Origin of the sequence: Frankia umida (assembly GCF_023242945.1) — a bacterium.
Taxonomy (GTDB): domain Bacteria; phylum Actinomycetota; class Actinomycetes; order Frankiales; family Frankiaceae; genus Frankia; species Frankia umida.
Genome location: NZ_JALKFT010000011.1, coordinates 125,824 through 138,706, shown reverse-complemented (window position 1 = coordinate 138,706; position 12,883 = coordinate 125,824). Strand labels below are relative to the sequence as shown.

Annotated in this window: 10 protein-coding genes; 4 read left to right on the top strand and 6 right to left on the bottom strand. The window is 71.6% G+C overall.

Annotated features, from left to right (window positions below):
- Nucleotides 1-70: 70 nt before the first annotated feature.
- Nucleotides 71-1,513: a DUF2786 domain-containing protein gene (locus tag MXD59_RS26965; protein WP_248825002.1), complete on the bottom strand. Its 1,443-nt coding sequence runs from the start codon at nt 1,511-1,513 to the stop codon at nt 71-73.
- Between the two features lie 258 nt (nt 1,514-1,771).
- On the bottom strand, nt 1,772-2,518 hold the full coding sequence (locus MXD59_RS13340; RefSeq protein WP_248812379.1) for an HAD family hydrolase: 747 nt from the start codon (nt 2,516-2,518) through the stop codon (nt 1,772-1,774).
- A 200-nt stretch (nt 2,519-2,718) separates the two neighbouring features.
- Between MXD59_RS13340 and MXD59_RS13335 the strand changes: the two genes are divergently transcribed.
- The 3 genes from MXD59_RS13335 (at nt 2,719) to MXD59_RS26960 (ending at nt 5,792) form a co-directional block, all read left to right on the top strand.
- A complete protein-coding gene (locus tag MXD59_RS13335) occupies nt 2,719-3,345 on the top strand; it encodes a hypothetical protein (RefSeq protein ID WP_248825001.1) in 627 nt (208 codons plus the stop codon).
- An 80-nt stretch (nt 3,346-3,425) separates the two neighbouring features.
- On the top strand, nt 3,426-3,968 hold the full coding sequence (locus tag MXD59_RS13330) for a GNAT family N-acetyltransferase (RefSeq protein WP_248812381.1): 543 nt from the start codon (nt 3,426-3,428) through the stop codon (nt 3,966-3,968).
- Nucleotides 3,969-4,139: 171 nt separating this feature from the next.
- Entirely contained in the window at nt 4,140-5,792 is a 1,653-nt protein-coding gene (locus MXD59_RS26960; protein ID WP_248825000.1) for a sensor domain-containing protein, read from the top strand.
- 76 nt (nt 5,793-5,868) lie between these two features.
- Here the strand turns inward: MXD59_RS26960 and MXD59_RS13320 are convergent, their stop codons facing one another.
- On the bottom strand, nt 5,869-6,123 hold the full coding sequence (locus MXD59_RS13320) for a hypothetical protein (RefSeq protein ID WP_248812385.1): 255 nt from the start codon (nt 6,121-6,123) through the stop codon (nt 5,869-5,871).
- A gap of 240 nt (nt 6,124-6,363) precedes the next feature.
- On the opposite strand from MXD59_RS13320, the gene MXD59_RS13315 reads away from it, so the two are divergent.
- Nucleotides 6,364-7,107 (top strand): GAF and ANTAR domain-containing protein, encoded by a 744-nt coding sequence (locus MXD59_RS13315; protein WP_248824993.1) that lies wholly within the window; start codon nt 6,364-6,366, stop codon nt 7,105-7,107.
- A 104-nt stretch (nt 7,108-7,211) separates the two neighbouring features.
- On the opposite strand, the gene MXD59_RS13310 is transcribed toward MXD59_RS13315, so the two are convergent.
- From MXD59_RS13310 to MXD59_RS13300, 3 genes are all read right to left on the bottom strand, one after another.
- Complete coding sequence (locus tag MXD59_RS13310) at nt 7,212-7,634, bottom strand: ricin-type beta-trefoil lectin domain protein (protein ID WP_248824990.1); 423 nt, start codon at nt 7,632-7,634, stop codon at nt 7,212-7,214.
- Nucleotides 7,635-8,098: 464 nt separating this feature from the next.
- Nucleotides 8,099-10,321 (bottom strand): NADP-dependent isocitrate dehydrogenase, encoded by a 2,223-nt coding sequence (locus tag MXD59_RS13305; RefSeq protein ID WP_248824987.1) that lies wholly within the window; start codon nt 10,319-10,321, stop codon nt 8,099-8,101.
- A 154-nt stretch (nt 10,322-10,475) separates the two neighbouring features.
- Nucleotides 10,476-12,797 carry a serine/threonine-protein kinase gene (locus MXD59_RS13300; protein ID WP_248824986.1) on the bottom strand — a complete coding sequence of 774 codons (2,322 nt, stop codon included), beginning with the start codon at nt 12,795-12,797 and terminating at the stop codon, nt 10,476-10,478.
- Nucleotides 12,798-12,883 lie beyond the last annotated feature (86 nt).

The following is a 12,883-nucleotide window of genomic DNA, read 5'->3' as shown; positions in this document are numbered from 1 at the left end:
CCTGCCCGTCGACACCCTCTGAGCCCCTGAACCGCTCTGAGCCCCTGAACCGCTCTGAGCCCCTGGCTGGTCACCTGGAACGGTCGGCGACGACCTCCTCGCGGGTGTGCAGGGAGGCGAGGTCGGCGGCGGCGCGGCCCGACGCCCAGCCCTCCCCGTCACTGGCCCGGATGGAACGGGAGGTGATCCTGGGGAACATCGCCGTGGTCGCCGCCTGGACGGAGTCGGTGCGGGCGGCGAGCACCGGCAGCAGTCGGCTGTTACCGGCCTCGGCCACGGCCTCGTCGCGGACCTGTTCGGAGGCGGCCCGTAGACGCTCGCCGATGCGCATCGCGAACGACGCGAGGAACGACTGGCGAAACGAGCGGGTGCGGGATCGTCCGATGCGGTCCTGGCGGGAGCCGGCCCGGGTCATCGCCGTGGTCGCCTGCAGCAGCAGCGACGTGTAGAGCAGTTCGACAGCGTCCAGATCGGGTTCGAAACCGACCACCGTGGAGTGGCCGAGGTGCTTCGACCACACCGTGCGGCAGCGGTTCGCGTCGGCGACCACGTCCAGCAGGGTGGCCTTGGCCATCTCGTAGGGGTTGTCGATGCCGACCCGGCGCCCGGACGGCTGCTCCCGGGAGCCCTGGCCGGCGGCGAGCAGCGCCTCGTCGATGCTGTGGCGTGCCATGAGCTGCTGGGCCTTGGCGGTCAGCGCCTCGGCCTCGTCGGTGAACTCGGTCGACTCGGCCTTCGCCAACAGCGCGCGGACCTTGTCCAGGATGCGCGTGTCGGCGCCTTCACCGGTGCTCGCCGCGGCGTTGCCCGCCGGCCCGGGGCCGCTGCCGGGGCCGCTGCCGCGCGACGAGGTCTCCCGCCGTGCGGTGCCCGGTGGGGGGCCGAGCATCTCCACCTCGGGCAGCAGGTGCAGCGCCCGGAGCAGTTCGATGGCGTCGCTGAGGACCATGACCCGCACGCGTCCCTCCCGCTCGCCCCAGGCGTCCAGCCACTGGTCGTCGTGTTCCCACCAGACGTGGGCGCCGAGGCTGCTCAGCTGGGCCGGCCACCGCTCGTCGACGGTCGCCGGGGCGTAACGGCGCAGCTGGCCGGCGATCGCGTCGAGCACCAGCCGGACGTGGCGCTGGTCGCTCTGGCGGCCGACGATCCGGTGCAGGTCCACCGGCTGCCAGCCGCGCCGCCAGAGGCCCTCCAGGGCGCGGTCGAACCAGCCGACCAGCGCCTTGTTGACGGTCCGACGCCCGCTGGGCCCGTTCGGCGGGTCCGCCAGGGCGCTCAGGAACGCCATGAACGACGCGTCGTCCTCGGCGAGCAGCGCCGTCAGCGCATCGGAGATGATCTTCTCGGTGAGTTCGGCCAGCGACTCCCGCGGCGGCACCGGCGGCCCGAAGGGCCCTGCCTGCCCGAACGGACCCGGCGGCCCGAACGGACCCGGTTTGGTCCCAGCGTTACGGGCCCGGTTCGCGCGCGCCTTTTCCTTGGCCTTACGTCGTTCCCGGCTCTGGCTGCCCACACGTCTCTCCCGCCGATCGACCCTGCGACCGCCAAGTATCGCAACCCGCCCAGGGCGCCGGAGAACCGACCAGCGGCCAGCACCCGGGTTTACATGTGGTCTCGGCGTCAGGGCACCACCGTCGCACCGACGGACGACCACGACCCCCACCGGGACGCCCTACCCGTCAGCAGTCAGCGGCAGTCCGAAGCAGTCGGCCGGCAGCGGCTGGTACCGGGGTGCCCAGCGCGCTGTCCACGAACATTCGTCGACAGCGCACTAACCGCCCGGGCGGACCGGGACCGGGACCGGGGCACCAGCAGCCGGAGCCTGGGGGCCGAACAGGGCAGCACGTACGGCGGCGAGGTCGGTCAGCCCGGGGAGCACGGCACTGGCACCGGCCGCCGTGAGCTCCGCCAGGCTGGTCGTGCCGGAGGCGACGCCGACCGCGCGCACACCCACGTCGAGGGCGCCACGCACGTCGTGGACGGTGTCGCCCACCACGATCACCCGGGCCGGGTCGAAGGTCGTCGCGTGGGCGGCCTCGGCCCGTCCGATGGCACGGCGCACCAGGTCGGCCCGGTCGGCGCTGACATCCCCGTAGCCCCCCAGATCGAGATCGAGATGCTGGGTGAAGCCGAACACGGCCAGTTTGATCTCGGCGACGGGACGGACGTTGCCGGTCACCACCGTCTGCACCACCCCGTCGGCGGCCAGGTCCGCGAGGGTCTCCCGGGCCGCGGGCAGGGCTCGCCCGCGCCGACGCATCTCCGCGCGCAGGGCAGCCGCGGCCAGCGCCATCTCGGCGTAGAACGTGGCCAGCAACGGCGTGACGTCACTGATGCCGGAGCGTCGCAGCGTCTCGGTGACGCTCGCCCGTTCGGTTCTGCCGGTCAGGTCCACCTCGATGTCCAGCGGACGCCCGACGACCCGCTCGAACGCCCGGACGTAGAGCTCCCGGCTGATCCCACCGGCGTTGAGCAGGGTTCGGTCGATGTCCCACAGGACGAGCGCGGGCGCAGGCATGCCCCGATGCTCCCATGCGGCGGCCGGCCGCCGCCCCGCTCGACGGGACGTGAGTCAATGCCGCACCGCCGCCGATCATCGCCGCGTCGGCGCCGACTGGCTGATCACTGCCACCGGCGCCGAGAATGTCGGACCCGCTCGCTAGGCTCGGCCGCGCCGGATCATGAGAACTCACAGCAACCTGTACAGGGGGTGCGACAGTGGCGCGAGAGGTCATCTCCATCGTCAACGTGTGGTGCGACAACAGCGGGCGTCATCCGCATGAGCGGGCCGCGGCCACCTCGAACGCGGCCTTCGCGTTCGACGGTCAGCTCGTACGGCTCGACCTGTGCGCCGAATGCCGCGACGAGCTGTCGTCCGTGCTCGGTGAGTACGCCGAGTTCGGCGAGGCGACCCCACTCGCCCGCGGCGCCCGCATCGACACCGCCTGGGCGGCGATCGAGGAGAACGACGCGGCGAACGCCCCCGAGGCGGCCTCGTCCGTCTCGGGGGCCCCGCGTAAACGGAAGCCGGCGGTGGCCGCTGGGGAGCAGGCCCGGCGGCCACATCAGGTCGCCTCCACCAACGAGGTCCGCGCCTGGCTGCGCGATCACGCCGGTGAGTACGACGCCCCCGTCCCGTCCCGCGGTGCGCGCCTGTCCGCCGACCAGAAGGCCGCCTTCGACGCGGCCCACGGCTGGGCCCAGACCGACGGCACCTGGCAGCCTGCCGACCCGTTCGACGGTGGCGCGCCCGCGCGGACCGGGCCCGTGCCCACCGAGGCCGCAGGTGCCACCGACGCGCCATCCGACGCCGCGCCGATGGCCGCCGATCTCGCCCACGCATGATCTGCGGCTGCTGGATATCGGCGCACCCGCCACGCCGATATCCAGGTGCCGTCCTTGCGCGCCGGGCATAGTACTGACACATGACATGTGACATTCCGCCCGGGATGCACACCCGTGAGCCGCGGGAGGGCGACCACCCGCGGGTGCTCGCGGTACTGGACCACTGGTGGGAAGGCCTGAAGGGGCCGGCTGGCGCGCAGGAACGCCGACTGCTCCTGCCCCGCTACCTCTTCCAGCACTTCACCCCGAGCAGCCGCCTCGTCGAGTCGGACGACGGGGAGCTGCTCGCGTTCCTGATCGGTTTCCTGTCGCAGACGGACCCGGCCAGCGCCTACATCCACTTCGTCGGAGTCGCGCCCACCGCCCGTCGCGGCGGCCTCGGCACCCACCTCTACCGCTGTTTCTTCGCGCACGCCGCAGCCCACCAGCGGCGCTGGATACACGCGATCACCAGCCCCGAGAACACCCGTTCCGTCGCCTTCCACACCAGTCACGGATTCACCCTCGTCCCTGGCGACAGCACGAAAAACGGGACACCGATCCATTCCGACCACGACGGCCCCGACACACCCCGCGTCGTCTTCACGAAAGACCTTCACAAAGACCAGATCCCACCCGCCTGAGCACCAGCAGTATTCAATCCGCGTCGCTTTCCGCGATCCCGACCCTGCCAGGCTGTAGCCGGAATACGGACACATCACCAGCTGTTCCACCTCAGGTAGTCATCTGATTACCAATGTGCCGATCGGGTAGGACGCTCATCGACCAGTCGCGGTCCAGGCGGGTGAGAAGTAGTGACACAGCCGGAGGAAGCAGACATATTCGAGGTTCTCGATATCGCCATCGTGGAGACGGGCGCACTGGATCATCGTGTCCGGCGGGCCAACGCGGCCGCCTGCGCGCTGTCCGGTAGCACACCGGACGAGCTCATCGGCCGGTCCTGGGGCGGCAGCTGCTTCCAGGCCGACCACGCACGCATGGACGCCCAGGCCCGGATGTACCTCGCCCAGGGGCAGGGTAGGACTCGGCGGCTGATTCGGCTGCGACATCGCAACGGCGCGACCATACATGCCGTGGCCACCTCCGTGCTCAGGACGGACGCCGACGGCGAGCCGTACTTCCTGACCCATCTGCAGAATGTGTCCGAGGAGATCGCGGCGCAGGACCAGCTGCGGCTGGTCGTGGAGAACACCCCGGTGTCGATGTTCCTGCTGGACCGGGACGGTCATGTCCTGGTGAGCGCGGGGTCCGCGACCCCGCAGACCGCGGCCGGCCTGCGGGAGACCCGGGAGCTGTCCATCCTGCGGATCTTCGCCGACCAGCCCCAGGTCACCTCAGCCGTGCGACGGGCGCTGGCCGGGGAGCGGGTCGATCAGATGATCGAGACGTTCGGCCGTTGCCTCGACCTGCATCTCGTGCCCATCCCGGATCCCAACGGTCAGGTGGGCTCCGTCGCCGCGGTGGCCACCGACATCACCGAGTGGCAGCAGGCCCTGGCCGATCTGCGTCTGCGGTCGGCCGAGCAGGCGACCGTGGCGGACCTCGGCCAGTCGGCGTTGGAGGCCCGGGAGCCGGCGGCGCTGTGGAACCAGGCGGTGCTGGCACTGGCCGACCAGCTGCGGGCCGACCTTGTGGAGATCCACGACCTGGACGCCCAGGAAGGCCGGAGTGCCCTGCTGGCCCGGGCGGATCGGCGCCGGGAGCCGGCGTCCGAGCGGACTGACACACCCCGGCCCGACGTCCGTCTGACAGTGCCGATCGGGCGCCCCACCAGCCCACTGGCGAAGATCGAGATACACCGGCAGCCCGGCGCGGCACCCTTCACCGAGCAGGACCAGCGGTTCGCGCGGTCCGTGGCCGCCGTGCTCGGTTCCGCGGCGCTGCGCTTTCGGATGGAAGACGAGATTCGCTACCGGTCGCTCCACGACGGGCTCACCGGACTGCCGAACCGGACCGCGCTGCTGGACCACCTCGAGCAGGCCCTGCGCCAGCCCCGCCAGACCGACCGGCGGATCGGGGTGCTGTTCATCGACCTCGACGGGTTCAAGAAGGTCAACGACACCCTGGGCCACGAGGCCGGCGACCGGCTGCTGCGGGCGACCGCCGCGCGACTGAACACGGCCGTGCGGCCCGGCGACGTGGTCGGCCGACTCGCCGGCGACGAGTTCGCCGTGGTGTGCGAGGACATCCCCAGCATCGCCGATCTCGAAGCGATCGCCGACCGCGTCCTGGCCGCCATCGCCACGCCGTGCCGGCTCTTCGAGCAGTCAACCGTGTCGACCGGCAGCATCGGAATGGCGCTGTCCGACCGGGATCTCCACGACGCCGACGCCTTGCTGAACGCCGCCGACCTGGCCATGTACACCGCGAAGCGACACCAGCCCGGCAGCCGCCTGGCCTACCGCCGGCCCGGCCACGGCGGCCGGGCCGTCCAGCGCTCCGGCTGACGCTACCGGCCGGCGTGGACCGTACGTGATCGTGGGCGGCCAGGGGGTTCAGCCCGCCGCAGGCGGCGGGACGGCATCAGTGCACGCCGGTGGCGGCGCAGGCGTCGGGTAGCGTCGGCCACCCGGTGCCGAGCATCAGCCAGCCGTCATGGCCGGCGAGCCGGTTCGTCGGATCGTGCACCTTGACCTGCCAGCTGCCGGCGCTGGTCTCCCGGGCATAAGCGGCTTTGCCCTGGTAGGTGCCGTAGTAGCTGCCAAGCTTCGCTGCCGGTTGGGCCGGCGCCGCAGCGGGCGTCGGTGGGGATTCGGCGAGCACGTCTTTGGAGGGCATGGGTGGCTCCCGCGAGGAGATCACCGGGACACCCGGCGGTGAGCGGTGATGCTCACGGGGTGCGGCATGGATGCGGCGATCCCCGCTCCGGGTCGGCTGGTACTCAGCATCCTCACTCTACGCCCACACCGCCACTCGAACCGTGAGGAGCGGGCGTGATCGGACACCGTCGCCGTCCGCCCTCTGGTCTACGGTCTGGGTCAAGGCCCGTGGTTCGGCACTGGCCGGTGAGGGGCTGCGGTGACGGACGACGATCTGGCGGCGAGCCTGGCGGGACTGTCGGGGCTGCTGATCGGGCACCGGTCCCTACGCGAGACATTGCTCCACATCGCGGAGTTCGCGGTGCAGGCGATTCCAGGGGCGCAGGGCGCGGGCCTTGCGATGCGGACGGACGACCAGCCCCGGACGGTGGTGGCCAGCGCCGAGTTCGTGCAGGCGGTGGACGACGTGCAGTACCGGCTGGGCGAGGGGCCGTGTCTGCTGGCGGTCGAGTCGGGGTGCACCCAGGTGTCCGGGTCGCTCGGTGGCGAGGCACGCTGGCCACGTTTCGGCCCGCGGGTGGGGCGGATGGGGGTGCACAGCGTGCTGTCACTGCCGTTGCTGCTACCCGATCGGGTGGTGGGCGCCATGACCGTCTACGCCCATGCCAAGAACGCCTTCGGGCCGGACGCGGTGCGGGTCGGCGAGCTGTTCGCCCGGCCGGCGGCGGTCTCGGCGCACAACGCCCAGGTCCTGGCCCAGTCACAGCGGCTGGCCGTCCAGCTGCAGGAGGCGCTGACCAGTCGGGCCGTGATCGACCAGGCACTGGGGGTCATCATGAGCCGCACGGGCAGCGGCCCCGAGGAGGCGTTCGAGCGGCTACGGACGATGAGCCGGTCCCAGCATCTCAAGGTCGCCCAACTGGCCCAGCGGCTGGTGGACGAGGCGATACGCCGCGCCCGGGCCCGCCAGCCCTCCGCGGGGCAGGACCCCACCGCACCCTGAGACGCCACGAAAGTCGGGTTGCCAGCCGGCAGCCGGGCGCCGACCGACCGCTGGGCGCTGTGGATCCGCCCCCAGCGGTCGGTGGCAGCCAAGCCGAGGACAGATCAGCTCGCGGGCTCGAGCGCCCAGCCGCGGTCCTCGCCGAACACCGGCGACAGGGCCACCATCGGCGGGAAGATCAGAGCCGGGTGCAGGCCGAGGGTGAGCTCGTTCTCCACGACACCGATGGTGACGGTGTTCGGCCGTGGGCCGTCGCTGATCCGCCACTCACGGGCCTCGGGAAGGGGACGGACCCGCTCGAACACGTCCGGCTCGCCGTCGAAGCCGACGAACAGCGGCTCGGTGGCCTGGCGAATCGTGTAGGTGCTGTCGCCGTTGTTACCGCCGCCGCTCTGCCTGATCTCCCAGTCCTGACCGGGACCCTCGCCAGGCAGCAGGAAGATGTTCTTCCGGTCGGGCGAGCTCAGAGTCAGGTTCTCCCGGCCGTCGATTCTGATCCGGTAGACACCATCAGCGATTTTTCCCACGGTCAACCCCGTTTCTGGTCATGAGGTAACCGGCCCTGATACGACCGGTTCGGACAATCGGGCGCCGTGGTCGCGGAAGAACCACTTCCGACGAACCGGTACGCCACCCGTGGTGCCGGCCCCATCATGCCCATGCGCTCGGCACCAGACCGCGAGCGCCACACACCCGATTCCGCCGCACGCCCATTTTTCCGCAATCCTGGTTTAGCCTTCTTCTACTCTTTTTCAGTCCTGACCGGTCCCGTCCAGAATCAGGATCAGCCGATGGCAGGACGGAGGTCCGCCGGCAACGATAGGCGGATGGCCTCGGACCATGCCAACGACCAGCGCGGCGATGCACCGAGACCGTGGGCCAAGGCCGACGCCCCACCCGTGCGGCACGGATGGGGCGTCGTGGCGGAAACGAAACGGTGAAACGGTGGAGCGGGTGAAACGGGTGAAACGGGTGAAACGGGTGAAACGGCTCAGGTGGTGATGAGGGTGAGGGCCTCGTTGAAGGTGACCGACGGGCGCATCACCTCGGTGGCCTTCACCGGGTCGGGCTGGTAGTAACCACCGACATCCGCGGGCTTGCCCTGGACGGCGAGCAGTTCCGCGGTGATGGCCTCCTCCGACTCGGCCAGGGTCTTCGCCAGTGCGGCGAACGTGGCGGCGAGGGTGGCGTCGTCGGTCTGGGCGGCGAGTTCCTGCGCCCAGTACAGGCTCAGGAAGAAGTGGCTGCCGCGGTTGTCGATACCACCGACGCGCCGGGCCGGGGACTTGTCCTCGTTGAGGAAGGTGGCGGTGGCCCGGTCGAGGGTGTCGGCGAGGACCTTGGCGCGGCTGTTGCCGGTGACGGTGGCGAACTGCTCGAAGCTGACCGCGAGTGCCAGGAACTCACCGAGGCTGTCCCAGCGCAGGTAGTTCTCCTTGACCAACTGCTGGACGTGCTTGGGGGCCGAGCCGCCGGCGCCGGTCTCGAACAGGCCGCCGCCGTTCATCAGCGGGACCACCGAGAGCATCTTGGCGCTGGTGCCGAGCTCGAGGATCGGGAACAGGTCGGTCAGGTAGTCGCGCAGCACGTTGCCGGTGACCGAGATGGTGTTCTCGCCGCGGCGGATGCGCTCGAGGGAGAAGGCGATCGCGTCCACCGGGGCCTTGATCTCGATCGTGAGGCCGCTGGTGTCGTACTCGGGCAGGTAGGCGCGGATTTTCTCGATGAGCTTGGCGTCGTGGCCGCGGGTCTCGTCCAGCCAGAAGATGGCCGGGTCGCCGGTGGCGCGGGCGCGGGTGACGGCGAGCTTCACCCAGTCGCGGATCGGCGCGTCCTTGGTCTGGCAGGCGCGGAAGATGTCGCCGGCGGCCACCGCCTGCTCGAGGACGGTCTCGCCGGCGGTGTTGACCACGCGGACGCTGCCGGGCGTGGCGAGCTCGAAGGTCTTGTCGTGGCTGCCGTACTCCTCGGCCTTCTGCGCCATGAGGCCGACGTTGGGCACCGAGCCCATGGTGGCCGGGTCGTAGGCGCCGTGGGCGCGGCAGTCGTCGATGGCGGCCTGGTAGATGCCGGAGTAGCTGGAGTCGGGCAGCACCGCGAGGGTGTCGCCCTCGGCGCCGTCCGGGCCCCACATGTGGCCGGAGGTGCGGATCATCGCGGGCATGGACGCGTCCACGATGACGTCGCTGGGCACGTGCAGGTTGGTGATGCCGCGGTCGGAGTCGACCATGGCCAGGGCCGGGCCCTCGGCGAGTTCGGCGTCGAAGGACGCACGGATCGCCGCACCGCCCTCGAGGCCCTCGAGGCCCTTGAAGATGCCGCCGAGGCCCTCGTTGGGGGTCAGGCCGGCGGCGGCGAGGGTGGCGCCGTAGGTGGCGAACGTCTTCGGGAAGAACGCGCGGACCACATGGCCGAAGATGATCGGGTCGGAGACCTTCATCATGGTGGCCTTGAGGTGCACGGAGAACAGCACACCCTCGGCCTTCGCCCGGGCGATCTGCGCGGTGAGGAACTCCCGCAGCGCGGCGACCCGCAGCACGGAGGCGTCCACGACCTCGCCGGCGAGCACCTTCAGGGCCGGCAGCAGCACCGTGGTGGTGCCGTCGGCGGCGACGTGCTCGATGCGCAGCGTGTCGTCCGCGGCGATGATGGCCGACTTCTCGGTGGAACGGAAGTCGTCGGCGCCCATGGTGGCGACGTTCGTCTTCGACTCGGAGCTCCACGCGCCCATCCGGTGCGGATGCGCACGGGCGTAGGCCTTGACCGAGGCGGGGGCGCGCCGGTCGGAGTTGCCCTCGCGCAGCACCGGGTTGACGGCGCTGCCCTTGATCCGGTCGTAGCGGGCCCGGATCTCGCGCTCGGCGTCGGTGCTCGGGTCATCCGGGTAGTCCGGCAGGGCGTAGCCCTTGGCCTGCAGCTCCGCGACAGCGGCCCGCAGCTGGGGGATCGACGCCGAGATGTTCGGCAGTTTGATGATGTTCGCCCCTGGCGTCTTCGCCAGTTCACCGAGCTCGGCGAGCGCGTCGTCGATGCGCTGCGCGGGCTCGAGGTGCTCGGGGAAGCTCGCGATGATCCGCCCGGCCAACGAGATGTCTCGGCTGTCGACCGGGACACCCGCCGCCGCCGCGTACGCCTGCACCACCGGCAGGAAAGAGTACGTCGCCAGGGCCGGCGCCTCATCGGTCAGGGTATAGACGATCGTTGACTCAGTCACCGACACTCCGCTTCACGTCTGGTCCGTCTGGGTATCACGATATGCCGCGAGCTCTCCGCATTCTGGCCGCCGCTCGCCGCACGCGCCGTGATCACCGGTCCGACCCCGCGTCCCGCGGCCGCTCCCGTGCCCCGCGTCGACCTGTCGGTCGCGGTCAGGACCCTGGTCGAAACGATGCGACGATGGTGCGGAACTGGGCGGCGCTGGCCGCCCACTGATCCTCGGGCACCCGCCACCGCAGCGCGTAGCCATGCCCGTTACGGACCACACCGAGATCGAGGACGTGGATCGTGCGTCCACCCGAGGTGAAGGTGAACTCCCAGGCAGCGGACGTGGCGCCGGTGCCGCCGTCGGCCGGGTCGATCGCCAGGCGCCGGTAGCCGGAGGTCGTCGTGCGCACGGCGGGTTCGAGGTCACGCCAGGCACCGATGGACGAGGGTCCGGCCCTGGTCTGGGTCTCGACGAGCAGGTCCGGATAGCCCGAGGGGGCGGTAGCGGTGAACCTCACACCGCCACCCGAGGTCCGCCAGCCCGAGGGCAGCGCGACCGACCAGCCGAGACCGTCCCGATGCGCGGTGTAGCCGGCCGGGACGGTCGCGGGCCTGGTGGAGCTCGGAACGAGAAGGCCCAGATCATCGAGGCTGGCGGAGCCACCGCCGTCGTCATCGGCGCCGCCCGGGTCGTCGGTGGCGTTCGCGCCGGTTCGCCCCGCGGACGGCGAGGCACCCGCGGCGGTGGGCGTCGCGCCGCCGCGTCCCGGGGAGGTCGCGCCGGACCCGGCGGGTGCGGCGGGTCCGGTGTGGGAGGCGGGTGCGCTGGCGGTGCCCGTCGGCGTCGGCGCCCCGGCCGCCCCGATCACGGTGCCGGAACGGCCCGGCGCGGCGAGCTGCCCCCGGGTCGGATCGTCACCCCCGGTGAACAGCAACCCCAACAGGATGCCCGCGACGACGAGCACCGCGAGGGACACACCCGCCAGCACCCACCACCCCCGGTGCCGCGCCCGCCCTCCCCCGACCGGGCCAGCATCCGGCGCCTGCTCGGAGGGGACCCCGGCGCCAGCTGGGACGGCGGTACCAGCCGGGACCGCGGCTGCCACGGTGGGCTCGGGCCGCGCCGTGGGCACCACGGGTGCGGCGTCGGTGGCGGGCGAGTCGACGTTGGCCGTGAGCTGGCTGGTCGGCGCCGGTGTCAGCGTTGGCGTTGGTGGCGGCGTTGACATTGGTGGCGGCGTTGGCGTTGGTGGCGGCGTTGGCGTTGGTGGCGGCGTTGACATTGGTGGCGGCGTTGACGTTGGTGGCGGTGGCGGCGCGCTGTCCGCCTGGACGGGGACCAACTCCAGCGAGGCGCTGGTCGGATCGGGCGGGGTCGAGGCGTCCTCGTCCACCTGTGGGGTGCCGGGCCTGGGCGAGGAGGCGGGGCTGGGCTCGTCCGGCGAAGGGGGGCCGGGGTCCTCCGGGGACGGGGAGCTGGGCTCGGCCGGTGCGGTGGGGGCGGCCTCGTCCGGCGAAGGGAGGCTGGGCGTGGCCAGGGGTGGGGAGCTGGCCTCGTCCGGCGGGGGGGTGTCGGGTTCGGGTGGGGGGCCGATCCGATCGGGCGGGAGGATGTCGAGCAGGGTGCGGCTGGTCTGGACGTCGGCGAGACGTTCGGCGACCTCGCGCAGCCGGCCGCGGGCCTCGGCCAGGGACGGGCGGTGCGCGGGATTCGCGGAGAGCAGCTCGGTGACGACACCCCGCAACGGGCCACTGTGGCGGAAGGGACGGCGCCGGTCGGCGACGACGGCGGCGAGAACACCGAGCGGACCCTCACCGTCGAACGGCGGGACGCCCTCCGCGGCGGTGAACAGCGTGGCCCCCAGACCCCAGACGTCGGCGGCGATACCGACCCGGGCGCCGCGGGCCCGTTCGGGGGCGATGTAGGCGGGTGAACCGACGAGCATCCCGGTCGCGGTCAGGGTCGGATCACCTTCGGTGACGGCGATGCCGAAGTCGGTGAGGCGGGCGTGGCCGTCCGAGGTGACCAGGACGTTGCCGGGTTTCACATCGCGGTGGACCACCCCGGAGCGGTGCGCGGCCTCCAGCGCGTAGGCGAGGCTGATCCCGATCCGCGCGACCTCCAGCGCCGGCAGCCGGCCACGCTCACGGATCAGGTCCGACAGCGACGCCCCGTCGACGTACTCCATCACGATCCAGGTGCGATCGTCGGCGTGCAGAACGTCGTAGACGGTGACCAGGCCCGGATGGCGCAGCCGGGCGGCGGCGCGGGCCTCGCGCAGCACCCGCTGGGCGAACACCTCTCCCTCGGCCTCCGAGGCGGCCGGCGGGCGACGCAGCTCCTTGATCGCCACCTGTCGGCGCAGCAGCATGTCCTCGCCCTCACGGACGATCCCGCCGCCACCGCGGCCGAGGATGCGCCCGAGTCGGTAGCGGCCGGCAAGGCTGCGCTCCTGGCTGGCGCCACGGTCGATCGGTGTCGGCATGACTCGCCCTGCCCCCCTCATTTCAGAGATGTCACCGCAATGCACCCATCCTCCGACGTGTGCGCCGCCCAAGCGGGGTATATGCC

What these genes read in the sequence shown, in the direction of transcription:
- MXD59_RS13340 (WP_248812379.1), bottom strand. Translation starts at nt 2,518, where the DNA reads ATGCCTGCGCCCGCGCTCGTCCTGTGGGACATCGACCGAACCCTGCTC.
- MXD59_RS13330 (WP_248812381.1), top strand. Translation starts at nt 3,426, where the DNA reads ATGACATGTGACATTCCGCCCGGGATGCACACCCGTGAGCCGCGGGAG.
- MXD59_RS13320 (WP_248812385.1), bottom strand. Translation starts at nt 6,123, where the DNA reads ATGCCCTCCAAAGACGTGCTCGCCGAATCCCCACCGACGCCCGCTGCG.
- MXD59_RS13300 (WP_248824986.1), bottom strand. Translation starts at nt 12,797, where the DNA reads ATGCCGACACCGATCGACCGTGGCGCCAGCCAGGAGCGCAGCCTTGCC.